Origin of the sequence: Streptacidiphilus jeojiensis, assembly GCF_042510965.1 — a bacterium.
GTDB lineage: Bacteria > Actinomycetota > Actinomycetes > Streptomycetales > Streptomycetaceae > Streptacidiphilus > Streptacidiphilus jeojiensis.
This window is the reverse complement of the sequence record NZ_JBEUKS010000003.1, coordinates 524,991-548,368: the sequence shown is the minus strand read 5'-3', so window position 1 is coordinate 548,368 and position 23,378 is coordinate 524,991. Positions and strand designations below refer to the sequence as shown.

Below are 23,378 nucleotides of genomic sequence, written 5' to 3'. Positions count from 1 at the left end.
GCCCGGAGAGGTCCGTGGTGAGCCGGCGTCGCGTCAGATGCTGGACGGGGGCGTCGTCGTTGGGGTGCTGTTCCAGCTGGCGAGCAGGTTGAGGCCGTCGGCGTCACGGCTGCCGGGGGCGACGCCGCAGACGATGAGGTACAGGCCCTCGTCGGCCGTGAGCTGCATGGTCTCGTAGTTGAAGGTCATGTCGCCGACCAGGGGATGGGTGATGCGTTTGGCGCCGGCACGGTGGCGGCGCACTTCGTGGCGGGCCCAGCGGCGGTCGAAGGTGTCGCCGCGGGTGGAGAGCTCGCCGATGAGGTCGGACAGGGCCTTGTCGTGGGGGTTGCGGCCGACCTCGGCGCGCAGGGTGGCGACGTTCTGGTCCGCGACGGCGTCCCAGTCGGGGTAGAACTCGGGCGCGGCAGGGTCCAGGAAGGTGAAGCGGGCGGAGTTGACCGGCCTGGCGGGGCTGTCGAAGACGGGCGCGAACAGGGCGCGGGCCAGGGCGTTGCCGGCCAGCAGGTCCAGCCGGCCGTTGCGGATGTAGGCGGGGACGCCGGTCATGGCCTCCAGCATGGTCCACAGTTCCGGGCGCAGGGTGCGCCGGGCAGGGTGGCTCTGGGTGCGGGCCCGGGCGGTGGTGGCGTTGGCGGCGCGGACCAGGTCGAACAGGTGGGCGCGTTCGGCGTCGTCCAGCTGCAGCGCACCGGCGATGGCGTCCAGGACGGCGTCGGTGGCGCCTCGGGCGTCGCCGCGCTCCAGACGGGTGTAGTAGGGCACACTGACGCCGGCGAGCTGGGCGACCTCCTCGCGGCGCAGGCCCGGGACGCGTCGTGCGCCGGCGAGTGGGGAGGGGGTCAGGCCGGCCTGCTCGGGGGTGATCCGGGCGCGGCGGGAGGTGAGGAAGTCGCGGATCTCGCTGCGTCGGTCCATGCCCCGACACTACGTCCGGGCACCTCGTAGGACACACGTATGGGGGACCTTGTCAGGGTCCCTTTGGCGGCTCCGGTCGGACCGTGGGCGGTGTTGTCTGGATAGCAGGCGGCTGCGAGGGTCGTCGTGCGGCCCGGGTGCCGGGTCCGAGACCGTCAGGGAGAGTGGAATCCATGCGTTCAGCCCTGCTCCGCGAAGCCCTCACGGTCATCGTCCGCCCCTGATCCGGGCGCCCCCATCCACCTCCCACTGACTGAAGGACGGGAATCCTCTTGAAGCACATCCGCCTGCGTGACCTGGACGTCGCCCGCATCGGACTGGGAGCCATGGGCATGTCCCACGGCTACACCGGCGCCGGCACCGACGACGACCAGTCGATCCGTACCATCCACCGCGCTCTCGACCTGGGCGTCACCCTCATCGACACCGCCGAGGTCTACGGCCCCTACACCAACGAGGAGCTGGTCGGCCGCGCGCTGAAGGGCCGCCGGGACCAGGTGGTACTGGCCACCAAGTTCGGACTGATCTCCCACACCGGCCGCGACGGCGGCGCCGACAGCAGCCCGGCCAGCATCCGTACCGCCGTCGAGGGCTCACTCACGCGCCTGGGCACCGACTACATCGACCTGTACTACCAGCACCGGGTGGACCCCGGCACCCCGATCGAGGAGACCGTCGGGGCACTGGCCGAGCTGGTGACCGCGGGCAAGATCCGGCACATCGGCCTGTCCGAGGCCGGACCCGACACCATCCGCCGCGCCCACGCCGTCCATCCGGTCACCGCCGTGCAGTCCGAGTACTCCCTGTTCACCCGCGACCCCGAAGCCCGCGTCCTGCCCGTACTGCGCGAACTGGGCATCGGCTTCGTCCCGTTCTCCCCCCTCGGCCGCGGCTTCCTGACCGGAGCCATCCGCTCCCGCGAGGACTTCGACGCCACCGACTTCCGCGCCGACAACCCCCGCTTCACCGAGGAGAACTTCCAGCACAACCTGAACCTCGCCGACCAGGTCGCCGCCATCGCCGCCGAGATCGACGCCACCCCCGGACAGGTCGCCCTCGCCTGGCTGCTCTCCCGGGGCGAGGACATCGCCCCCATCCCCGGCACCCGCCGCGTCGAGCGCGTCGAGGAGAACACCGCCGCCGACACCCTCCACCTGACCGACGACCAGCTCGCCCGGCTCAGCGCGCTGCCGCCGGCCGCGGGAGACACGCACAACCCGGCCCAGATGAAGATGATGGAACGCTGAGCTGATGAGCGGCACCACCGACCAGCCCCGCTGAGGAGAGCCCCGTGCAGCACCTGACCCTGAACAACGGCGTGACCATGCCCGCCCTGGGCTTCGGTGTCTTCCAGACGCCCCCGGACGTCACCGAACAGGCCGTCACCTCCGCCCTGGAGACGGGATACCGGCTCATCGACACCGCGGCCGCCTACGCCAACGAACGCGAAGTCGGCAACGCCATCCGCAACTCCGGCCTGCCCCGCGAGGAGGTCTTCATCGAGACCAAGGTCTGGATCAGCGACTACGGCTACGACCAGACCCTGCACGCCTTCGACAAGAGCGCCGGAAAGCTCGGCGTCGAGACCATCGACCTGTTCATCCTGCACCAGGCCCTGCCCAGCCGCTTCGACCTGACCACCGAGGCATACCGGGCGCTGGAGCAACTGCTCGCCGACGGCAAGGTGCGCGCCATCGGGGTGAGCAACTTCATGCCCGACCACCTCGACGCCCTGCTCAAGCAGGTTTCGGTGGTCCCGGCCGTCAACCAGATCGAGGTCCACCCCTACTTCACCCAGCCCGCCGCCCAGGCCGCCGACGCCGCCCACGGCATCCTCACCCAGGCGTGGTCCCCCATCGGCGGCATCACCAGCTACCGCGGCACCGGCACCAGTACCTTCGAGGACCCCGTCATCACCGCCATCGCCACCGCCCACGGCAGGACCCCCGCCCAGGTCATGCTCCGCTGGCACCTCCAGCAGGGCCGCAACGCCATCCCCAAGTCCGTCCGCCCCCAGCGCATCGCCGAGAACATCGACGTCTTCGACTTCCAGCTCACCCCCGCCGAACTCGAAGCCCTCGACAACCTCGACACCGGCGTACGCGGCGGCCCCGAACCCGAGGCCATCACCCTGGAGACCTTCGGCCGCGACATCCCCGAAGCCTGACCCATCCACCGGAGCCATTGGTTCGAGGAAGGGGACCATGGCGACGGGACGGACGCCGCGCGAGTTCCGCCGATGAGTTTCCGGCCGTTGGATCGTCCATCTCTCGAAGAAGGGAGCGCATCATGCGCAAGATCATCGTTTGCACGTTCCTGACGCTCGATGGCGTCATGCAGGCACCGGGCGGTCCGGACGAGGACGCCGGGAGCGGTTTCACCCACGGCGGCTGGCAGCGGCCGGTGTCCGACGACGAGGTGGGCGCGGTCATCGCCGGCTGGTACGAGCACTCCGACGCGATGCTGCTGGGCCGCAAGACCTACGACATCTTCGCGTCGTACTGGCCGACCGCCGATCCCGGCAACCCGTTCACCGAAAAGATGAACAGCATGCACAAGTACGTGGCGTCCCGGACCCTGACCTCGGTCGAGTGGCAGAACTCCACACTGCTGGAGGGCGACGTCGCCGATGCGGTACGCCGGCTGAAGTCGTCCGACGGCGGCGACATCAACGTCGTCGGCAGCGGCGACCTCGCCCAGACCCTGATGCATCACGGACTCGTCGACGAGTACCGGCTGACCGTCCACCCGGTGATCATCGGCAGCGGCAAGCGCCTGTTCGCCGACGGCACGATCCCCACCTCGCTGGAGCCGGTCAGCGTCTCCGCGACGAAGAACGGCACCGTCTGCGGCGTCTACCGGACGACCGGTGAGCCCAGCTACGACAGCTACTGACAGACCTCGGACGGGCAGGACTGACGGCCGGTCAGGCAGCGGGGTGGACCCGCTGCCGGGCGGCCGACGGTCAGCCGGCTGCGGCGGCGGCGGTTCGCAGGTCCGCTGCGGTCAGCAGCGACAGCAGACCGATGCCCTCCGCCGCGAGAGCATCAGCACCGCCCTGCTCGCGGTCGATCACGCACAGGGCCTCGGTCACGACGGCTCCGAGGCCGCGCAGATCGGCGGTCGACAGCACGATCTGTCCGCCGCTGGTCACCACGTCCTCGACCACCAGCACCCGGCGGCCGGCCACGTCGGCGCCCTCGGCCAGCCGGCACGTGCCGTACGGCTTCGCCAGCTTGCGCACGAAGGCGCACGGCAGACCGGTGTGTCGGCCGAGCGCGGTCACCACCGGGATGCCACCCATCTCCAGGCCGGCCAGCACCTCGGTTCCGGACGGCACGAGCGGGGCCATCTGCCGGGTGATCTCGTCCAGCAGCACGGGATCGCCCTCGAACCGGTACTTGTCGAAGTACTCAGTGGCGGTGCGCCCGGACCGGAGCGTGAACTGCCCGGTCAGATGGGAGGCGGTGTGGATACGGCGAGCGAGATCGAGACTGGTCACAGGCATCCACTCTGGCAGACGACCGGCTCGGCCGGCACACCCGACACCGACAGCCCTCGGGCACCGGGGCCCAGCGGCGGCCGTCGACGTACGGCGTCTACATTGATGTAGACATACAGTACTGGCGATCGCCGCTGGACAGTCGTCCAGGGGCGATTTCAACGAACGACTCCCAGAGGTGCACAGTGGACCATCCGTCGTTGGTCGACGAAGTCGGCACGGTCCTCTCGCGGGCCGGATTCCGGACGGCCGTACCGGCGGCACCCGAAGGGCTGGAGCTGAGCGACGAACACGGCGCCGTCGTCGTCACCTGGCACACGCAGGACGAAGCGACCTCCGGACCCGATCGCGTGCAACCGCCCCCGTTGACGCGCGGGGAGGTGGTTGCACTCGCCCTGGTCAGACTGCTCTCCCAGGCCGGATTCGCGTGCGAGCTCCGCAGCGGCAACAGGCTGATCGTCCACGGCCGCCCGGCCCCAGCGTCCTGACAAATCCGTTGACCCCCGGTCAGGACATGCCGCATGCTCGCGCGATGACTTCATGGACGGCACCTGACATCGAACGGCACGAGGGTCCCACCAACAGCGCAGAACACCAGGCGCTGCAGGAATTCCTCCAATTCCACCGCGACACGCTGCTGTTCAAGTGCGCCGGACTGACCGGCGCGCAGCTGCTGGTCAAGTCGGTGCCGACGTCGCAGCTCACCCTGCTCGGTCTGGTCCGCCACCTGGCCGAGGTCGAGCGCTGGTGGTTCCGACGCTGCTTCGGCCAGGACAAGGAACTCGGCGACCTGTACTGCACCGAGGAGTACCGGGACGGTGACTTCGACCTCGCGGTGCCCGAGAACGCCGAGGCGGACTTCGCGACCTACCGCCGCGAGGTCGAGCTGGCCGACGCCGTCGCGGCGGGCCGTTCCCTGGACGACACGTTCACCGGCCGCGACAAGGAGTACACGCTGCGCTGGGTCTACCTGCACATGATCGAGGAGTACGCCCGCCACAACGGACACGCCGATCTGCTCCGCGAGGCCATCGACGGCAGCACCGGCGAGTAGCCGGCTGCGGTCGCCCCCACTGCGGCTCCGAAGGCCAGGACTCCGAAGCCCGCGACTCCGAGGCGCTAGGCTCCGGAGCCCTGGGAGCGCGGGTCCTCGGCCTCGGCCTCGGCCGCATCTAGCAGGCGCCGGCCCAGCATGCCTGCGGTGTGGCGCAGTTCGGCACCGCCGACGATCCGGAACGGCACGGGCACTGCGGTGAGCTGCTCCGCGTACCACCAGGGGTTGCTGGTCGTCCCTACCAGTCGGCAGGTCGCGGCGTCCACCGGCTCGATGCGCCCCAGGGTCCGCGGGACGCACGTCGCCACCGCATCGGCCGCCGCTTCGATGACCACCTCGGCGGAGTACTCCCAGCCGCTGGCGAGATGTTCCTCCAGCACGGCGACCGGATCGAGCCCGGCGGGCGCCTCGAACCGCTCGGCCAGCACCTCGACGCCGCGCACCCGGTCGATCCGGTAGGCCCGGCGGCCGTTCGAGCTGTGCGACCAGCACAGCAGGTACCACCGGCCGTGGCGCACGACGACAGCCCACGGATCGACCTCGAAGTCCCGCTCCGACCCGGCCTCGGTGCGGTACCCGAGGCGCACCCGTCTGCACTCCGAACAGGCCTGCACCAGCTCGGTCGTGGTCTGCGGGTCGGGGCGGGCCGCACCCCGATCGGGAACCGGGGCGATGGCCCGGCGGACGGCCTCCGCCTGGGCGGCGACCGGCTGCGGCAGCGCCCGCACGATCTTGCCCAGCGCGCTGCCGACCGGGCTCGTCGTGTCGTTCGCGTCGTGGTGGCCGTCGAGGACGGCCATGACCAGGCACAGCGCCTCGGTCGCAGTGAACGTCAGCGGGGGCAGCCGCAGGCCGCGGCCGACGCGGTAGCCGCCGTACGGTCCGCGGACCGACTCCATCGGTATGCCCGCCTCGCGCAGGATGCCGACGTACCGCCGGGCGGCCCGCTCCGAGACACCCAGCTTCTCGGCGAGCCGGTCGGCGGTGATGCCCGGGCTGGCCTGGACGAGCTCGAGCGTCATCAGCGCCCGCGCGGTGGGGCTGGCGTCAGACTCCACAGGGCGTCCCCCTTCCCGCCGATTCCGGACGCGGAATGTCCGGAACCGAGCCTAACGTGATGCCCATGACCGACGACACCGTCCGGAACACCACTGTCCTGAACACCACCATCCACGAGCCGTCAGCGACGGCCGGCGAGGCCGAGATGCTGATGTTCGCGCTCGACCGCTCGCGCGCCCAGTTCGCCTGGAAGTGCGGCGGCCTGGACGCGGCCGACCTGCACCGGCCGCATCCGCCGTCCGCGCTGACCCTCGCCGGCCTGCTCAAGCACATGGCCCTGGTCGAGGAGCTCTTCACCATCGATTTCACCGGAGAGGCGCCCGGGCCGCCGCTGGACGCCCCCGAGGCCAGGACCGACCCGGACTGGGTGTGGCGCTCCGCGGCCGACGACACCCCCGAGTACCTGTACAGCCTGTGGCGCCACGCCACCGAGCACTCGCAGTCCGCGATGGCCAAGGCACTCGCCGACGGCGGGCTGGACCAGCCGGCGAAGTACCGGACCTACGACGACGGCACCGCACCCAACCTGCGACGCCTGGTCGTCGACCTGCACGACGAGTACGCCCGGCACGTCGGCCACGCCGATCTGCTCCGCGAGGCCGTCGACGGACTCGTCGGCGAGGACCCGCCGCAGAGTCCCGCAAGCTAGGGCCGGCCGGCCGCGGCTGCTCGCCTCAGTCGCGGGTGACGCTCACTCCCCCGAGCAGGCCCCAGGCGTCGATCCGGACGGTCGGGCCGCCGGGCCGGCTCGGGCCGTCGTCCTTCACCCCGCCCAGGCGGATGCCGTGCACCTCCACCCGCACGTCCGCTCGGACCTTGAGGCTGACGCCGCCGATCAGGCTCAGCTTGGTGATGCGCAGTTCAGCACCGTCGGGGATGTCGATGTCGGTCAGGTCGACATCGGCTCCCCCGATGAGCGAGGCGGTCAGCGTGCGCTCGTGCAGGGTCTCGCCCGTGAGCCGGTGACCACCGATCAGACTCACCTTGACATCGGTCTTCTGCGGACCGGCCTTGCCTGTATCCGTCATGGGAAGAAGCTAAGGCTCCAGCCGCCCCTCCTCCCAGTGCCCGGCGCACACGCCTTTCCCATGACAGCTGTCACAGGTCTCGTCCGGCGACGTCCTGGGTGAGGTTCACCGGGTTGCCGTCCGGGTCCAGGATGTGGGCGACGCGCTGTCCCCACGGCATGTCGTTGGGGCCGCCGCTGACCGAGCCGCCCAGGGGCTCCACCCGACCGAGCGTCTCGTCGACGTCGTCGACGGCGATGCTGAGCAGGATCCGCGGTGCCGCCGCGGCCTCCGGGGTCTCCTCCTTGGCCACCAGTCCGAGGTCGGTGTCGCCGATGCGCAGGCCGAGATAGAAGGCCGGGCCCTCCGCCGGCACCCGGAAGATCTCCTCGGCGCCGAACAGCTTCGTGTAGAAGCCGAGCAGTACGTCGTGGTGGGCAGTCAGGATCACGGGCTGGATGGTGGACATGGCGCTCCTGTCGCGGACGGTCGAGTCGTGGGGTGGACCGCCCAAGGGCGGTGAACTCATCGGCAGGGCCGCACCGGAACAATCTCACGCCAGTTCAGCCGCCTTGCGCAGCAGCACCGAGCGCTCGCGGGCGTTGCGGCACAGCCGTGCGGCCAGTTCCAGTTCGGCCCGGGCCTCGGCGGTGCGGCCGAGCCGGGTGAGCAGTTCGCCGCGCACGCTGGGCAGCAGGTGCGAGCCCGGCAGCCGGTCGGCAGCGACCAGTTCGTCGACCATGGCCAGCGCCTGCCGGGGTCCGTGGGCCATGGCGACGGCGACGGCCCGGTTGAGTTCGACGACGGGGGAAGGGGCCACTCGCCCGAGCGCCTCGTACAGCAGCACGATGCTCTCCCAGTCGGTCTCCTGCACCGAGGCGGCCGATGCGTGGCAGGCGGCGATCGCGGCCTGCAGCCCGTAGGGCCCGAGGCCGCGTCCGAGCGCTGAGGTCCGGGTCAGTGCGGCCAGTCCGCGGCGGATCGCCGAGCGGTCCCACCGGCGCCGGTCCTGGTCCTCCAGGAGTACCGCCTCCCCGTCGGGTCCGGTGCGGGCGGGGAAGCGCGCGGCGGTGAGCTCGAACAGGGCGAGCAGTCCGTGCACCTCCGGCTCGTCGGGCAGCAGCGCGGCCAGCGTCCGGGCGAGCCGGATCGCCTCGTAGGCGAGGTCGACCCGTAGCAGCTGGTCGCCGCTGGTCGCGGTCGAACCCTCGGTGAAGATCACGTACAGCACGCTCAGCACACCGCCGAGCCGCTCGCGCCGCTGCTCGGACGGCGGCAGCTCGAACGGCACCCGGGCCGCGGCGATCGTCCTCTTGGCCCGGGTGATCCGCGCCTGCACCGTGGGCACGGGCACCAGGAACGCGCGTGCGATCTCCTCACTGGCCAGACCGGCGACGGCGCGCAGGGTCAGCGCCACCCTGGCTTCGGGCGAGAGTACGGGGTGGCAGGCGATGAACATCAGCGCGAGGACGTCGTCGTCGATCCGGTCGGGATCCCAGGGCAGATCCTGCGACCGGTCCGGCGGGAGCGCCGCGCCCGAACTCGCCTCACCCTCGGCGAGCGGACCGGCGAGCACGGCGTAGCGCTCGTCCAGTGCCGACCGGCGGCGGAAGGTGTCGATGGCGCGCCGGCGCGCGGTCGCGAGCAGCCAGCCCACCGGGCTCGCCGGAACGCCGTCGCGCGACCAGGTGACCAGCGCCTCCGCGACGGCCTGCTGCGCGACGTCCTCGGCGAGCCCGAAGTCCCCGGTGTAGCGGGCCAACGCTCCGACGATGCGCGCGGACTCGATCCGCCAGACGGCCTCGACGGCCCGCCGTGCCGCCTCGGAGGTGGGCGGGCCGTCGGTGGCCGAGGGCATCAGAGCTGGCCGGTCCGCTCGCGCCAGGCGCGCTCCTTGACGATCCATTCATTGTCCTGCGGGAACTCGTCGATCCCCGGCACCCGGCGCACCTCGCACTTGGAGCCGGCGATCGCGGGCAGCCGCTTGGCCCACTCGACCGCCTCCTCCTTGGAGGCGACGTCGATCAGGTAGAAGCCGCCGAACAGTTCCTTGGTCTCGCCGTACGGACCGTCGGTGACCACCGGCGTCTCACCGCCGAAGTCGACCACCACGCCCTGGCCCGGGTCGTCCAGCCCCTCGGCGGCGACGAGCACGCCCGCGCGGATGAGTTCCTCGTTGAAGCGGCCCACCGTCTCGAGCATCTGCTCGAACGGCGTCTCCATCATCTTCGCCATGGACTCGTCCGTGCCGCGCATGATCAGCATGTACTTCGACATCTTCGCTCTCCTTGCTACCGCGGTGGCCTCTTGGCCCTCTCACTCCCAGGTCGAACGGGGCTGCCGGGGATCGACACGTCACCCCGAAGAATTTAGCGCCGGTCCCGCGCAAGGCACCGTGTACCCGATCGCGACACGGGAACCGCTGGGACGCGGAACCGGGCCGGTGACCGAGGCTCGAAGGTTCGGCCGCTTGTCCGGCGCACCGCGCGCATGCCAGGATCACCGCTGACTGCAGGCACTGACAGAGCTGGAGCTGAAGCCAATTGGATGCGGGCGAGTTCGCCACCTGAGCCGCCGATGCACCGAACGCACCACCCGGAGTGCCCCGTTTTCGTCGGCCCGGGTGATATCGGCGGTATGTCCGATTTTCTCCATGCCTTCAGAGGGATCTTCTTGTGGACTTCGACGTCCAGAACCATGCGCGCCTGCGTGCCCTGCGTTCCGACGGCCATGTGCGGAGCGGCCCGTTCCTGGTCCGCTACGCCCGGGACTGGCCCAGTCCGTTCGCCAACTACGCGATCCCGGACGACGGGGCCGCACCGACCGCCGGCCAGGTCGGCGACCTGGCCGGCACGTTCCGCGCGCTCGATCGGGTGCCGCGGCTGGAGTACCTGCCCACCTGCGCACCGCTGGTCGAGCCGGCCCTGCTCGCGGCAGGGTTCACGGCTGAGAACCGCGCCGCGATCATGGCCTGTTCTGCCGAGTCGCTGATCACTCCCGCAGCGACATCCGGCGTCACCGTCACCGAACCGACCGATGACGCCGGGCTCCTTGCCGCCGCGAGAGTTCAGCACACCGGATACGGTCAGCCGGGTGAGCCGAGCACCGGCGAGACCGCCTGGCTGCGCGACACCATGGAGGGCGGCGGTGTGGTCGCCCTGGCCCGCGTCGGCGACGGCACCGCGGTCGGAGTGGGTGCCTGCTCGTCGCCGCTGGAGGGCTTGAGCGAGTTGGCCGGCCTGGCGGTCGATGCGGGTTTCCGGCGGCGTGGTGTCGCCGCGGTGCTCTCCGCGTACCTGACCGCTGCGGTCCTGGAGCGCGGCTGCCGAACGGTGTGGCTGGAGCCGGGTGAGCCGGGCGTCGAGCGGATCTATGCCCGGATCGGCTATCGAACCGTCGGCGAGAAGCTCAACATCTCCCTGCGGTAGGCCGGCGGGGCGGGTCGGAGGACGCCTCGGCCCGCCCTGAGGCTGCGTCAACCCCTGCAGCGGCCTCAGTCGAAGTGGACGAGGTCGGGCCACAGTTGCGCCCAGGTGCCGCGCGGCCGCCGGCAGACGTAGATCGCGGCGTGGTGGGTGGCCTCCTGGTTGTGCACCCCGTTCATCCGGATCGGGGCGACCTCGGTGACCTCGGCCCAGGCCTGGTGCAGCTCGTCCGGGGTGAACTCGCCCACGCACAGTGCGACGTCCGGGCGCCCCGGTGGCGGACCCCAGAGTGCGTAGCCGTTCTGTGCGCTGACGACCGGCTGGCGCAGGCCCTGCGCCGGGCCGAGGATCGTCAGTGCGCCCGCCTCGCCGTAGTTGCCGGTGAAGATCGGGGTTCCGGGCGGCAGCGCTGCGGCGGCCTGCCGCACCTGGTCGACGAAGCCGGGCCAGCCGTACGTCTCCAGCGCCGTCGGGTTGACCGCCCGGATGGCGTCGGCCGCGCCCACGGGCAGGACCGGCAGCCCGATCAGCACCGCGATCACCGCGGAGGCCACCAGCGGCCTGGCCGCCCTCCCCCAGCCCCGGGCCGGGTCCTGCCGCCTCTGCGTCGACTCGACCCGCACCGCGCCTGCCGCGAAGAGCGCGGCCAGCGCGGGTGCCGGGTAGTACACCTTCCCCCCACCCGCGGTGGACACCACCACCGTGACCACCGCGGCCACCAGCACCCAGCGGTGCTCGCGGCCGGCCGCCGACGCCAGCCGGCGCACACCGAGGACCGCCAGCATCACGATGGGCGGGCCGGCCAGCACGACCAGCAGCGGCAGTTGGGCCAGGGAGCCGAGTTGGCCGCCCTGTTCGGCGGCGAGCGACCGGGCCATCCGCAGGTTCGGCCAACCGTGCGCGGCGTCCCAGACCAGGTTCGGGGCAGCCAGCGCCACCGCGAGGGTCCCTGCGAGCCACGGCCCCGCAGTGCGCAGCGCCTCGCGCCGCAGCAGCGCCAGGCCGACCAGGATGCCGAGCAGCAGCACCCCCAGCGTGTCCTTGTTCTCCAGGCCGACGCCTGCGACCGCTCCGGCGGCCAGCCAGGACCAGGTGGTGCGCAGCCGCAGGGCCCGGGCGACCAGGACCAGCACGGCCACCCAGGCCACCTGGTCCACCACCGTCGTGCCGAACAGCAGCGAGGCGGCCACGAACACCGGGCAGGCCCCGATCGCAGCCGCGGCGATGATCTGCGCGCGGCGCCGGCCGCCGAACTCGGCCGCCAGCATCGGCGCGAGCAGGACGCAGCCGACCTGCATGGCCACCGCCAGCAGCCGCAGTGGCAGCACGCCGCCGGGAAGGGCCGCGGCGAGGCGGGCGAGCAGCGGGGTCAGCGGCGGCTGGTCGGCGTAGCCCCAGGCCAGGTGGCGGCCGCTGATCACGTAGTAGAACTCGTCGCGGTGCCAGCCGTACCGGGTGGCGACCGCCAGGTGCACCGCCGCCACGGCTGCGGCGACCAGCAGCACCGGGCGCCACGCCGTCGGCTCGCGGCCAGGTGTCGAGGGCGCGGGTATCGCGGGTAACGCGGATTCAGCGATCTCTGTCATGGCTTTCCTCGGTGGGCGTGGGGAAGGCGGCGACCAGCAGGTGGTGCACGGTTCGGCGGCAGTCGTCGTCGGTCAGCATCCGCGAGTCGGGGTCGCCGTGCCGGTGCATGGCGAACCAGGCGACGGTCTCGACGATGAACCGGGCGGCGACCTGCACATCGGGCACCGGGCGCAGCAGGCCGGCCGAGATCCGGTCAGTCAGGTAGGTGCTGATCTGTTCGACCATGGCGCGCCGGCGCTGCACGAAGTACCACTGGGCCAGGTCGGGCAGCTGCTCGGCGCAGCCCTCGACCAGTTGCAGTGCGGTCCGGTTCTGCTCGACGAAGGCGTACAGCTCGTCGACCACGGCGCCCAGTTCCGCCGTGGTCGACAGCCCGGGCGGCCCGGTCGAAGCCCTGGCCAGCAGCGGCAGCGCGGCCTGTTCGCCCGCCCAGGACTCGACCAGCGCGACGACCTCTTCGGCAGTCGGGGTCGGCACCGGCACCGCCAGCCCGGCCACCGCATCCGGCCGCAGCGACCGCACCAGTGCCAGGTGCAGCAGGGCCTGCTTGCTCTTCACATAGGTGTAGACCGCGCCGTGGCTGAGCCCGAGCGCGGCCGCGACATCGGAGATGCCCGCTGGGCGGAAACCCCGTTCCAGGAACACCCCCACCGCCGCGTCGGCGATCTCCTCCAACGGCCGTATCGGCACTCGTCCGCGCATGGGGCCGATGATAGACTGACCCAGTCAGTCAATCAATGGTTGCGGGGCCGGGCAGGGGCCCGGGGCCGGTCAGAGCGGCAGAGCGGCGTGGCCCTCCAGGAACGTGTCGACCTCGGCCAGGTCCTCCAGCGGCAGCGGGTAGACCAGCAGCCGGTCCACGCCGAGTTCCGCGTAGCGCCGGGCGCTGTCCGCATCCACCTCGACCGGGTTGATCTGCATGAAGTTGATCTCCAGCCGACCCAGCCACGCCGGCCGGGACACCTCCGCCGCGGCCTTGCGCAGCCCGTCGAGGTGGGCGACCAGGTCCTGCGGGGAGCTGCCGTTGCCGATCCAGCCGTGCCCCTTGGCGACGGCCCGCCGGTACGCGGCCGGACTGTGCCCGCCGATGACGATCCGCGGACCGCCCGGCTGCACCGGGCGCGGATGCGCGTCCACCCGCTGGAAGTCCACATGCCGTCCGTGGAAGGCCGGTTCCGGCTCGCTCCACAGCTGCCGCATCGCGTCCAGGTACTCGTCGGTGCGGCGGCCGCGCTCGGAGAGCCGCACGCCCACGGCCGCCATCTCCGGCTCCAGATAGCCGGGCGCGACGCCGAGGAGCAGCCGGCCCCCGGACAGCACGTCCAAGGTTGCGGCCTGCTTGGCCAGCACCACCGGATTGCGTTGCGGCAGGATGAGGATCCCGGTGCCCAGCTCCATCCGCTCGGTCACCGCCGCGACGTAGGACAGGTGCACCAGCGGGTCGAGGATCGGGTCGGTGGGTGCCATCGGCGAGTCGGGCACCCGCGGGCTGGGCAGCACCACATGGTCCCCCACCCACCAGGAGCGGTAGCCCAACTCCTCTGCCCGGCGCGCCAGCCGGACCGTGTCGGTGGGCCCCAGCGTCGCCTTGGCGCTCAGACCGTACACACCCAGTTCCACGATCCCCTGCTTCCGTCGTTCCCTGCTCAGCGGCCTCGGTGGGGCCAGTGTTCGGCGGGATCCGCCCGGCTGTCCAAGAGCAGTTGTGACAACCGTTGGTTATGGATGCCCCGATCCAGGGCGGTGGCCGTCCGGCCCCGCCGGGTTCAGCGAGGGTTGCGCAGCGGGCGGGGGCGGTCAGCGCCGGCGGGTTCGATCCGGTGGGACTGGACGTGCTCGAAGGCCAGTGTGGTCTGCACGTCCGCGACCTCGCGGCGGTCGGTGAGCCGGTCGATGACGAAGGCGTACACCCCGTTGACGTCCGGGACGGCGATGTGGATCAGGAAGTCATGAGCCCCGGAGGTGACGAACAGGCCGATGGTTTCCGGCAGTTGGGCCGCCCATTCGCGGAACCCCTCGATGATCGGACGGGCCGGCGGCCGGATCCGGACCGAGATCAGCGCCTGGACTGGGCGGCCGGCGGCCTCAAGGTCCAGGGCCGCGTGATAGCCGGTGATGATGCCGTGCTCGCGCAGCAGCCTGACCCGCTCCAGCGAGGTGGAGGGAGAGACCCCTGCCTTGGCGGCCAGATCGCGGTTGGTCTGCCGTGCATCGTGCTGCAGTTCCAGCAGAATGGCGCGGTCCACTGAATCAAGTTCCATTATTCCTCCGATCACCCGCACGAAGTTCGGCGATTGATGATTCATCCCGGATGTCTGTCTAGCGTATCGGGTCATGGATGCGCAGAAGAACGGAGCCCCTTCCATGTCCACTCCGCAGTTGTCCAGCGAGGACATCCGCACCGACCTGTCGACCCGGAAGGCGAAGCTCAAGTGGGTCATCGTCGTCGACCAGTCGCTGGCCGCCGGACGGCTGGTGAATGCCGCCGCCTGCATGGCCGCGGCCGTCGGCAAGGCCCTGCCCGACCTTGTCGGGCGCGACGGCGACGACGCCTCCGGCGTGCCCCACCCCGGCCTGCCCTGGGCGGGCTGCTCGATCCTGGCCGCCGACGCGGACACCCTCGGCACCCTGCGGACCGAAGCCGTGACCAAGGGGGACGAGATGCTGATCGTCGACATGCCCGATCTGGCGCAGACCTCACGCGTCTACGACGAGTACCTCGACCAGCTCGCCGGGAGCAAGACCGAGGACCTGACCTACTGCGCGATCAGCCTCGTCGGCCCCCGGAACAAGATCGACAAGCTGGTCCGCAAACTCCCCCTGCTCCGCTGACCCATGTCGTCCGACGATCGTTTCACGTGTCATGGCAATCGATTCGAGCGCAAGCATCTGGATTTGCCGCATAATCGACGGTAGAGTCGTTCCTCTCGTCATCGGAGGAAGCAAGCGCCATGACCATGGACGACATCGACCGCGCCATCCTGCGGGAACTGCAGACGGACGGCCGCATCCCCTACGCGGAGCTCGGACCCAAGGTGGGCCTGTCGCCGTCGGCCGCACGTCAGCGGCTGCAGCGGCTGATCGACACCAAGGCCGTCCAGGTCATCGGCGTCACCGACCCGATGGCCATGGGCGGCCAGTCGATGGCCCTGCTCGGCCTGCGCGTCGACGGCGACCCGCGGACGGTGGCGGACGAGCTGGCGCGGCACCGGGAAGTCGTCTACTCCGTACTGACCGCCGGCTCCTTCGACCTGTTCACCGAGGTGGTCTGCGGACGGCCGCAGGAACTGCTGGCCTTCATCAACGACGTGGTCCGGCCCGTGGAGGGGGTCACGGCGGTGGAGAACTTCCCGTACTTCGGGATCCACACCCACCGATTCCTCTGGGAGGTGAACTGAGCACCACCTCAGGCACACGATCCCTCCGCCCCGCTCCCCCACGCACACCAAGGACCACGGCATGTCCCCCGACGCCCCCACCAACGTCGACTTCTTCACCCGCCAGGCGCTCCCCGTACCCCGGGTGACCGAGGATCAGGCCCGACTGATCGCCGCCTCCTCCTTCGGACTGACCGTCAGCGCCGAGTCACTGGGCAGCCAGCAGGACGCCAACTTCCTGCTCCGCCACGAGGACGGAACCCCTGCCGCGGTGCTGAAGATCGCAAATCCGGCGTTCAGCAGGACCGAGACGGAGGCGCAGGACGAGGCCGCCGACCGGGTCGCCACCCGGGCAGCCGGCCCGGGGCTGCGGGCAGCCACCGTGCTGCGCGGCCCCGACGGCGCTCGGCGGACGGCGACGGTCGCCACCGAGGAGGGCGAGGCAGTCGCCCGACTGCTCCGCTACCTGCCCGGCGGAACCCTCTCCGGCCCCCGCCATCTCTCGCCCCCGGCAGTAGCGGCGATGGGCCGGATCGCAGGCAGCGTCAGCGTCGCACTGCGCGACTTCCGGCACCCGGGCATCGACCGCGTGCTGCAGTGGGACCTGCGCCACGCCGACCGCGTGGTCGCCCTGCTGAGCCCCTACATCCTTGAGCCGACTCGCAACAGCGCAGTGCTCGCCGCGACCGCTGAGGCCTGGTCACAGGTCACCGCGGTATCCGACCGGCTCCCCCGACAGGCCGTGCATCTGGACCTGACCGACGACAACCTGGTCCAGGCGGTGGACAGCCGCCTCCCCATGCCGGACGGCGTCATCGACTTCGGTGATCTGACCGACAGCTGGGCCGTCAGTGAACTCGCCATCTGTCTCTCCTCGCTGTTGCACCACGACGGCATGGAGCCGCACCACCTGTTGCCCGCCGTCCGCGCCTTCCACCGGCTTCGCCCGCTGACGCCCGAAGAGGTGTCGGCGCTGTGGCCGCTGGTCGTACTCCGCGCCGCCACCCTGGTGGCGAGCGGACGCCAGCAGGCCGCTGTGGACGGGGACAACGCCTATGCCCAGGGCGCGCTCGACCGCGAGTGGAGGATCTTCGAGCAGGCCACCAGCGTTCCTTCGGCCGTCATGACCGGCCTGATCGCCGACGCACTGGGCCCACACCTGGACCGGGACCTGGACCCGGACCCGGACCGCCGGGCAACGGTCCCCACCTTCACCCCGGCACACCCCCTGGTGCCGCAGTTGGACCCGGACGACATCGAACCCCTCGACCTCTCCTGCGAGGCCGACGCCATGGACCGCGGCGCCTGGCTCGCCCCGGACGCCGAAGAGCGCCTCGCGGCAGCCCTGTTCGCCCGAGGCGCCACGGCCCTCGCCACCCGCTACGCCCAGCCCCGGCTGGCCGGCTCACCCGTACTGGCCGACACCTCACCGGTCACCGTCCCCACCGGCATCGACCTCAGGACTGCGCCGTCAGGACCACCCGTCACCCTGCACGCCCCCGGCGACGGAACCCTGCTGCTCGCGGCCCCGCGCCAGGCCACCCTCAGTTTCCGGTCCCACCTGCTGGACCTCTCCTGGTCCGCCGACCTGCCCGAACCCCAACTCCCGCTCCCACTCCCGCTCCCCGGAACGCCGCTGCGTGCCGGCGACGAGCTGATGACCCTTCCGGCCGGCACCCGCATCCACCTGACGCTCCGCCAGGCCGACGCACCGCCCGTCCCCGCCCGGGTACGCCCCGAATACGCGGCCGGCTGGCTGGCGCTCACCACGGACCCCACTCCCCTGCTCGGACTCCGGCCCACGGCCGCACCGGAAGCACTGTCAGAACAACGCCAGTCGGAACAACGCCTGTTGGAACGACGGGAAGGCTCGTTCGCCACGGTCCAGGGGCACTACTACTCCGCCCCGCCCAGGATCGAACGGGGCTGGCGCCACCACCTGGCCTCCACCGAGGGCAGGTCGTACCTGGACATCGTCAACAACGTCGCCGCCGTCGGCCACGCCCACCCCCGCATCGAGGAGGCGGTCACCCGGCAGCTGCGGAGGCTGAACACCAACTCCCGCTTCCACTACTCCTCAGTGGTGGAGTTCTCCGAGCGCCTGGCCGGACTGCTGCCCGACCCGCTGGACACCGTGTTCCTGGTCAACTCCGGCTCCGAGGCGGTCGATCTGGCACTGCGGCTGGCCATCGGCGCGACCGGGCAGCACGACGTGGTTGCTCTGCGCGAGGCCTACCACGGCTGGACCTACGCCTCCGACGCCGTCTCAACCTCCATCGCGGACAACCCCAACGCGCTCACCAGCCGACCTGACTGGGTCCACACCCTGGACTCCCCCAACTCCTACCGGGGCCGCCACCGTGGCCCGCAGGCCTCCCGCTACGCGCCCGAAGCGGTGCATGCCATCGCGGAGCTGGCCGCATCCGGTCGACCGCCGGGCGCCTTCCTCGCCGAGTCCTACTACGGCAACGCGGGCGGGGTCCCGCTGCCCACCGGCTATCTCGCCGAGGTGTACGCCGAGGTACGACGCCACGGCGGTCTGGCCGTCGCGGACGAGATCCAGGTCGGCTACGGCCGGCTCGGCAACTGGTTCTGGGGGTTCGAGCAGCAGCAGGTGGTGCCCGACATCGTCTGCGTGGCCAAGGCCATCGGCAACGGCCACCCGCTCGGCGCGGTGGTCACCTCCAGGGCGATCGCCGAGCGCTACCGCGACCAGGGCTACTTCTTCTCCTCCACCGGCGGCAGCCCGGTCTCCAGCACCGTCGGCCTCACCGTCCTCGACATCCTCCGCGACGAGGACCTGCAGGGAAACGCCCTGCGCAGCGGAGCCCTGCTCAAGTCCGGCCTGCAGGCCCTCGGCGAACGGCACCCGATCGTCGGCACGGTCCACGGGTCCGGCCTCTACCTGGGACTGGAACTGGTCCGCGACCGGCAGTCGCTGGAACCGGCCACCGAGGAGACGGCCGAACTGTGCGACCGGATGCTCGAACTCGGAGTCGTCGTCCAGCCCACCGGCGACCACCTCAACATCCTCAAGATCAAGCCACCCCTGTGCATCGACGCGGCCGCCGTCACCTTCTTCACCGCCACCCTGGACCGCGCCCTGACCGAACTGGGTCACTGAGGAGAGCGCTCCTGCGCTGGGCCTAGGCGCGGGCCCGGCCGGTGGTGTGGTCCGGGCTGGGGTGGGGGGCGGTCAGGTCGAGCAGGATCATGGCGTCGTGGTCGGGGGTGCCGGGCTGGGCGACGTAGACGCCGAGGCGCTGGCCGGGTGTGCCTTCGAGTTGCATGCCCTGGAAGGCGAGGGTGATCTCGCCGACCTGCGGGTGGTGGAAGGTCTTCGGCTTCTGTGCGTGACTCGCGCGGGCGACATCGTAGCGGTCCCAGAGCTTGGCGAAGTCAGGGCTCTTGAGCAGCAGTTCGCCGATGAGTCCGGCCAGGTCGGGGGCGTCGGGATCGGTGCCGGCCAGCGCCCGGAGCCGCGCGACGCAGCCGCGGATCTGGGTGGACCAGTCGGCGTACAGGTCGCGGGCCTGGGGGTGCAGGAACAGGTAGCGGGCCAGGTTGCGCTGGCGTACCGGCCACTTCTCGATGCCGGTGTACAGCGCGAGCGCGCCCGGGTTGGCGGCGAGCAGGTCCAGGGTGCGACTGGTGACGTAGGCCGGGCTGGGGCGCAGGCTCTCCAGCAGCAGCTTGACCTTGGGGCTCACGGTGCGGCTGGGGGCGGCCGGGGGCACCGGCGGGTGGTGGGCGGCACGGATCGCCAGGGTGCGCAGATGGCTCTGCTCGTCCTCGTCCAGCTTGAGGGCACGGCCCAGGGCCTCGACGACGGCCAGGCTGGGGCGGGTCTCCCGGCCGCGTTCCAGCCGGGTGTAGTAGTCGATGCTCACCCCGGCCAGCGCCGCCACCTCCTCGCGGCGCAGCCCGGGGGTGCGTCGCACCCCCGCTCCGGGGGTGAAGCCGACCTCGGCCGGGGTGACCCGGGTGCGCCGGGCGCGCAGGAACCGGCCCAGTTCCGTGCCGCTGCTCTCGTGCTGCTGCCGTTCGGGTGCCATGGCACCAGTGTCGCCCGCGCGCGAGCTCCGCGCCGCAGGCCAGGGGGGCCGTAGCAGACCCCCCTTGGCGCTCCCGGGAAAAGCCCGCCCTGCCGCATGGCCGCCGCGGCGGGCACGGTTTAGACAAGGAGCAGATCACCGATCCGCTCCACCGTCCGGCACCGCGCGAAGGCCCGTGCCCTTCGACGGTCACCACCCCGAGACGAAGGCACCGACCCATGAGCGACCAAGGCCCGACCCGCGCCCAGCAACTGCTCGGCGACACCGCGCCCGAGCTGGTGCGGCTGACCGACGAGGTGCTCTTCGGCCAGGTCTGGGCCGACCCCGGCCTGTCGCCGCGGGACCGCAGCCTGGTCACGGTCGCCGCCCTGACTGCGCTGCACCGCCCCGAACAGCTCAACTCCCACCTGCGCCTGGCCCTGGCCAACGGCCTGGGCAAGGACGAGCTGGTGGCCGCGATCACACAGCTGGCCTTCTACGCCGGATGGCCCAACGCGATGTCCGCGATGACCCAGCTGAAGGCCATCACCGAGGAGTGAGGCGGCCACCGCCGCCGAGCAGATCCCTCGACGACGCGCCCCACCGGCACCCCGAGCCCCCACCCGCCGACCACCCAGAACCCACCCGAGGACAGGCACCATGCGCGCAACACTGCTCTACCAGGCCGGCGACGTCCGCGTCGAGGACGTCGCCGACCCCAAGATCCAGCAGCCCACCGACGCGGTCATCCGCATCGTCGCCGGCTGCGTCTGCGGCAGCGACCTGTGGCCCTACAAGTCCGCGCCGCTGACCGACAACCCCCGCCACATGGGCCACGAGTTCATCGGCGTGGTCGAGGACACCGGCGCCGAGGTGCGGACCGTCAAGGCGGGCGACCTGGTCGTGGTCCCGTTCACCTACTCGGACGGCACCTGCGAGAACTGCCGCCGCGGCCTGACCACCTCCTGCGTCCACGCGGGCCAGTGGGGCGTCGGCGGGGTCGACGGCGGCCAGGGCGAAGCCGCCCGCATCCCGTGGGCGGACGGCACCCTGGTCAAGCTCCCCGTCGGCGAGGACTCCGAACTGCTGCCCGACCTGCTCACCCTCTCCGACGTGCTGTGCACCGGCTACCACGCCGCCCGCACCGCCGGGGTGACGGCCGGCGACAGCGTCACCGTCATCGGCGACGGTGCGGTGGGCCTGTCCGCGGTCATCGCCGCCAAGCTGCTCGGCGCCGAACGCATCATCCTGATGGGCCGTCACACCCAGCGCACCGACCTCGGGCGGGAGTTCGGCGCCACCGACGTGGTCGCCGCACGCGGCCAGGACGGCGTCGCCGCCGTGCGCGAGCTGACCGGGGGCACCGGCACCGAGCGGGTGCTGGAGTGCGTCGGCCTCAAGGAGGCCCTGGTCCAGTCGGCCGGCGTGGTCCGCGACGGCGGCACCGTCAGCCGGGTCGGCGCCCCGCAGTACCCCGAGGTGCCGTTCGGTTTCCCCGAGTTCATGCGCAACATCACCCTCACCGGCGGCGTAGCGCCCGCCCGCGCCTACATCGACGAACTGCTGCCGCACATCCTGGACGGCGAGATCCACCCCGGCCGGGTCTTCGACCGCACCGTGGCCCTGGACGACGCCGCCGAGGGCTACCGGCTGATGAACGACCGCGAGGCCCTCAAGGTCCTCATCCGCCCCTGACACCGCACTTCACACTCCGCACGGCAAGGAAAGACAATGGAACGCATCACCTTCCAGAACAAGGGCAACACGGTTGTCGGCGACCTGTTCCAGCCGGACGGCTTCGAGCAGGGCACCCGGTACCCGGCGATCGTGATCACGCACCCGTTCGGTGCGGTCAAGGAGCAGGTCTCCACCACCTACGCGAAGCTGCTGTCCGCGCAGGGCTTCGTCACCCTGGTGTTCGACGCCTCGTACCAGGGTGAGAGCGGCGGCGAGCCGCACTTCTCCGAGTTCCCCTCGGCGCGCACGGAGGACATCCGCCGCGCGGTGGACTTCCTGAGCAACCACCCGGACGTGGACCCCGAGCGCATCGGCGCCCTGGGCATCTGCGCGGGCGGCGGCTACACGGTCAACGTGTCGCAGACCGAGCTGCGGATCAAGGCCGTGGCGGGCGTGAGCACCTTCAACATCGGTGCCGCGCGCCGTGACGGCGTCGGCCCGCTGGGGGCGCAGACCGCGGAGTACCGCACCAGCCTGCTGGAGCGCTCGGGCGCGGCCCGCACCCGGGAGGCGGCCGGCGGCGAGGTCGAGATGTTCTCCCTGATCGCCGACAACCCCCGGTTCGACATGAACGACCTGTCGACGATCCCGATGATGTACCAGGAGGGCTACAGGTACTACTCGGAGATCGACCCGAACCCCCGCTTCATGGGCACGTTCGCCCTGTCCAGCCTCAGCCAGCAGATGGCGTTCTTCCCCTTCGAGGGGATCGAGCTGATCTCCCCGCGCCCGCTGCTGCTGATCGCCGGCTCCGAGGCCGACACCCTGTACTACAGCCAGGACGCGGTCGCGAAGGCGAAGGAGCCCAAGGAACTCCACGTCCTCGACGGCGCCTCCCACATCGACCTGTACTGGAACCCGGAGTACGTCCCCCAGGTCGCCGCCAAGCTCACCGAGTTCTTCGCCAAGCACCTGTGAACCACCCGTCGGCAGACGGTGGCGGCGTGCGGCGGAGTGCCGCCCGGGGTGTCCGGGCGGCCCCCGCGGTCATGCGAGCGTGGCCGCAGCCTTCTTGATCAGGTCGGCGACGACTCCCGGCTGCGACACGTAGATCGCATGGCTACCGGGTGTCTCGGCGACGGTGGCGCCCATGCGCTGCGCCATCGACTCCTGCGCGGCGGGCGGGATCATCCGGTCGTCGGTGACGTGCAGGTACCAGCTGGGCTTCGCGTGCCAGGCGGCCTTGGTCACCGTGCCGCCGAGCGCGTCCAACCCCCACGGCACCTGCGAGTCGGCCATGAACGCCGCCTCCTGCGCGGGGACGTCGGCGGCGAACGAGTCGGAGAACCTGGCGCGGTCCAGGAAGAGGTAGCCGTTGACCGGCGGCAGGATGGGCGGCTGCGGCCCGTCGGTCGGGAACGTGCCCAGAAGCGTGTTGACCGACTCGCCCTGGTCGGGGGCGAACGCCGTGACGTAGACGAGCGCCCCGACCTTGTCGTGGTTGCCGGCCTCGGTGATCACTGCACCCCCGTACGAGTGGCCGACGAGCACGACCGGGCCGGTGGCACCGTCGAGCACGTCACGGGTGACGGCGACATCGTCGGCGAGCGACTTCGTCGGGTTCTGCACGATCCGCACGTCGAAGCCGTCGGTCGTCAGCGCGTCGTAGACTCCGCGCCATCCGGCACCGTCGACAAAACCGCCGTGGACGAGAACGATGGTTGCGCTCATGGCGTCT

26 protein-coding genes are annotated in these 23,378 nt (G+C 71.2%); 13 read left to right on the top strand and 13 right to left on the bottom strand.

Annotated elements, in window-relative coordinates; all coding sequences use genetic code 11:
• Positions 1–33 precede the first annotated feature (33 nt).
• A complete protein-coding gene (locus ABUW04_RS11490) occupies positions 34–918 on the bottom strand; it encodes a helix-turn-helix transcriptional regulator (protein ID WP_380564411.1) in 885 nt (294 codons plus the stop codon).
• A 272-nt stretch (positions 919–1,190) separates the two neighbouring features.
• Between ABUW04_RS11490 and ABUW04_RS11485 the strand changes: the two genes are divergently transcribed.
• From ABUW04_RS11485 to ABUW04_RS11475, 3 genes are all read left to right on the top strand, one after another.
• Entirely contained in the window at positions 1,191–2,165 is a 975-nt protein-coding gene (locus tag ABUW04_RS11485; protein ID WP_380564410.1) for an aldo/keto reductase, read from the top strand.
• Between the two features lie 44 nt (positions 2,166–2,209).
• Positions 2,210–3,085 carry an aldo/keto reductase gene (locus ABUW04_RS11480; RefSeq protein WP_380564409.1) on the top strand — a complete coding sequence of 292 codons (876 nt, stop codon included), beginning with the start codon at positions 2,210–2,212 and terminating at the stop codon, positions 3,083–3,085.
• 122 nt (positions 3,086–3,207) lie between these two features.
• Positions 3,208–3,813, top strand: coding sequence for a dihydrofolate reductase family protein (locus ABUW04_RS11475; RefSeq protein WP_380564408.1), 606 nt, complete (start codon positions 3,208–3,210; stop codon positions 3,811–3,813).
• Between the two features lie 70 nt (positions 3,814–3,883).
• Here the strand turns inward: ABUW04_RS11475 and ABUW04_RS11470 are convergent, their stop codons facing one another.
• The gene (locus ABUW04_RS11470) at positions 3,884–4,420 is read right to left on the bottom strand and encodes an orotate phosphoribosyltransferase (protein ID WP_380564407.1); all 537 of its coding nucleotides are present in this window, start codon (positions 4,418–4,420) and stop codon (positions 3,884–3,886) included.
• Between the two features lie 200 nt (positions 4,421–4,620).
• Here ABUW04_RS11470 and ABUW04_RS11465 point away from each other — a divergent pair, with 200 nt between their 5' ends.
• Both ABUW04_RS11465 and ABUW04_RS11460 read left to right on the top strand, forming a co-directional pair.
• The gene (locus ABUW04_RS11465; RefSeq protein ID WP_380564406.1) at positions 4,621–4,908 is read left to right on the top strand and encodes a hypothetical protein; all 288 of its coding nucleotides are present in this window, start codon (positions 4,621–4,623) and stop codon (positions 4,906–4,908) included.
• A 44-nt stretch (positions 4,909–4,952) separates the two neighbouring features.
• Positions 4,953–5,474: a DinB family protein gene (locus ABUW04_RS11460; protein WP_380564405.1), complete on the top strand. Its 522-nt coding sequence runs from the start codon at positions 4,953–4,955 to the stop codon at positions 5,472–5,474.
• A 65-nt stretch (positions 5,475–5,539) separates the two neighbouring features.
• Here the strand turns inward: ABUW04_RS11460 and ABUW04_RS11455 are convergent, their stop codons facing one another.
• Positions 5,540–6,532, bottom strand: a complete 993-nt coding sequence (locus tag ABUW04_RS11455) for a helix-turn-helix transcriptional regulator (protein WP_380564404.1) — start codon at positions 6,530–6,532, stop codon at positions 5,540–5,542.
• Between the two features lie 65 nt (positions 6,533–6,597).
• Here ABUW04_RS11455 and ABUW04_RS11450 point away from each other — a divergent pair, with 65 nt between their 5' ends.
• Positions 6,598–7,182 carry a mycothiol transferase gene (locus tag ABUW04_RS11450; RefSeq protein ID WP_380564403.1) on the top strand — a complete coding sequence of 195 codons (585 nt, stop codon included), beginning with the start codon at positions 6,598–6,600 and terminating at the stop codon, positions 7,180–7,182.
• A gap of 25 nt (positions 7,183–7,207) precedes the next feature.
• On the opposite strand, the gene ABUW04_RS11445 is transcribed toward ABUW04_RS11450, so the two are convergent.
• The 4 genes from ABUW04_RS11445 to ABUW04_RS11430 all read right to left on the bottom strand — a co-directional run bounded on the left by ABUW04_RS11445 (position 7,208) and on the right by ABUW04_RS11430 (position 9,817).
• Positions 7,208–7,561 carry a hypothetical protein gene (locus ABUW04_RS11445; protein ID WP_030264871.1) on the bottom strand — a complete coding sequence of 118 codons (354 nt, stop codon included), beginning with the start codon at positions 7,559–7,561 and terminating at the stop codon, positions 7,208–7,210.
• A 70-nt stretch (positions 7,562–7,631) separates the two neighbouring features.
• Positions 7,632–8,009, bottom strand: coding sequence for a VOC family protein (locus ABUW04_RS11440; RefSeq protein WP_380564402.1), 378 nt, complete (start codon positions 8,007–8,009; stop codon positions 7,632–7,634).
• A gap of 84 nt (positions 8,010–8,093) precedes the next feature.
• Positions 8,094–9,398, bottom strand: a complete 1,305-nt coding sequence (locus ABUW04_RS11435; RefSeq protein ID WP_380564401.1) for an RNA polymerase sigma factor — start codon at positions 9,396–9,398, stop codon at positions 8,094–8,096.
• Entirely contained in the window at positions 9,398–9,817 is a 420-nt protein-coding gene (locus ABUW04_RS11430; protein ID WP_030264879.1) for a YciI family protein, read from the bottom strand. The genes ABUW04_RS11435 and ABUW04_RS11430 overlap by 1 nt, the downstream gene beginning before the upstream one ends.
• Before the next feature lie 398 nt (positions 9,818–10,215).
• Here ABUW04_RS11430 and ABUW04_RS11425 point away from each other — a divergent pair, with 398 nt between their 5' ends.
• Positions 10,216–10,968: a GNAT family N-acetyltransferase gene (locus ABUW04_RS11425; protein ID WP_380564400.1), complete on the top strand. Its 753-nt coding sequence runs from the start codon at positions 10,216–10,218 to the stop codon at positions 10,966–10,968.
• Between the two features lie 65 nt (positions 10,969–11,033).
• On the opposite strand, the gene ABUW04_RS11420 is transcribed toward ABUW04_RS11425, so the two are convergent.
• The 4 genes from ABUW04_RS11420 to ABUW04_RS11405 all read right to left on the bottom strand — a co-directional run bounded on the left by ABUW04_RS11420 (position 11,034) and on the right by ABUW04_RS11405 (position 14,813).
• Positions 11,034–12,551 (bottom strand): glycosyltransferase family 39 protein, encoded by a 1,518-nt coding sequence (locus ABUW04_RS11420; RefSeq protein ID WP_380564399.1) that lies wholly within the window; start codon positions 12,549–12,551, stop codon positions 11,034–11,036.
• A complete protein-coding gene (locus ABUW04_RS11415) occupies positions 12,535–13,254 on the bottom strand; it encodes a TetR/AcrR family transcriptional regulator (RefSeq protein WP_380564398.1) in 720 nt (239 codons plus the stop codon). The genes ABUW04_RS11420 and ABUW04_RS11415 overlap by 17 nt, the downstream gene beginning before the upstream one ends.
• Before the next feature lie 69 nt (positions 13,255–13,323).
• Positions 13,324–14,172 (bottom strand): LLM class F420-dependent oxidoreductase, encoded by an 849-nt coding sequence (locus tag ABUW04_RS11410; protein WP_380564397.1) that lies wholly within the window; start codon positions 14,170–14,172, stop codon positions 13,324–13,326.
• A gap of 146 nt (positions 14,173–14,318) precedes the next feature.
• The gene (locus ABUW04_RS11405) at positions 14,319–14,813 is read right to left on the bottom strand and encodes an Lrp/AsnC family transcriptional regulator (RefSeq protein ID WP_380564396.1); all 495 of its coding nucleotides are present in this window, start codon (positions 14,811–14,813) and stop codon (positions 14,319–14,321) included.
• Positions 14,814–14,916: 103 nt separating this feature from the next.
• Here ABUW04_RS11405 and ABUW04_RS11400 point away from each other — a divergent pair, with 103 nt between their 5' ends.
• The 3 genes from ABUW04_RS11400 (at position 14,917) to ABUW04_RS11390 (ending at position 19,053) form a co-directional block, all read left to right on the top strand.
• Complete coding sequence (locus ABUW04_RS11400) at positions 14,917–15,384, top strand: DUF2000 domain-containing protein (protein WP_380564395.1); 468 nt, start codon at positions 14,917–14,919, stop codon at positions 15,382–15,384.
• Positions 15,385–15,509: 125 nt separating this feature from the next.
• Complete coding sequence (locus tag ABUW04_RS11395; protein WP_380564553.1) at positions 15,510–15,950, top strand: Lrp/AsnC family transcriptional regulator; 441 nt, start codon at positions 15,510–15,512, stop codon at positions 15,948–15,950.
• 61 nt (positions 15,951–16,011) lie between these two features.
• Positions 16,012–19,053, top strand: coding sequence for an aminotransferase (locus ABUW04_RS11390; RefSeq protein ID WP_380564394.1), 3,042 nt, complete (start codon positions 16,012–16,014; stop codon positions 19,051–19,053).
• 22 nt (positions 19,054–19,075) lie between these two features.
• Here ABUW04_RS11390 and ABUW04_RS11385 read toward each other — a convergent pair whose 3' ends face one another.
• Entirely contained in the window at positions 19,076–19,984 is a 909-nt protein-coding gene (locus ABUW04_RS11385) for a helix-turn-helix transcriptional regulator (protein WP_380564393.1), read from the bottom strand.
• Between the two features lie 218 nt (positions 19,985–20,202).
• Between ABUW04_RS11385 and ABUW04_RS11380 the strand changes: the two genes are divergently transcribed.
• The 3 genes from ABUW04_RS11380 to ABUW04_RS11370 all read left to right on the top strand — a co-directional run bounded on the left by ABUW04_RS11380 (position 20,203) and on the right by ABUW04_RS11370 (position 22,618).
• Positions 20,203–20,523 carry a carboxymuconolactone decarboxylase family protein gene (locus tag ABUW04_RS11380; protein ID WP_380564392.1) on the top strand — a complete coding sequence of 107 codons (321 nt, stop codon included), beginning with the start codon at positions 20,203–20,205 and terminating at the stop codon, positions 20,521–20,523.
• Between the two features lie 100 nt (positions 20,524–20,623).
• Positions 20,624–21,658: a zinc-binding dehydrogenase gene (locus ABUW04_RS11375; RefSeq protein ID WP_380564391.1), complete on the top strand. Its 1,035-nt coding sequence runs from the start codon at positions 20,624–20,626 to the stop codon at positions 21,656–21,658.
• A gap of 36 nt (positions 21,659–21,694) precedes the next feature.
• The gene (locus ABUW04_RS11370) at positions 21,695–22,618 is read left to right on the top strand and encodes an alpha/beta hydrolase (protein WP_037598018.1); all 924 of its coding nucleotides are present in this window, start codon (positions 21,695–21,697) and stop codon (positions 22,616–22,618) included.
• Between the two features lie 69 nt (positions 22,619–22,687).
• Here the strand turns inward: ABUW04_RS11370 and ABUW04_RS11365 are convergent, their stop codons facing one another.
• The gene (locus ABUW04_RS11365) at positions 22,688–23,371 is read right to left on the bottom strand and encodes an alpha/beta fold hydrolase (RefSeq protein WP_380564390.1); all 684 of its coding nucleotides are present in this window, start codon (positions 23,369–23,371) and stop codon (positions 22,688–22,690) included.
• Positions 23,372–23,378: the final 7 nt, after the last annotated feature.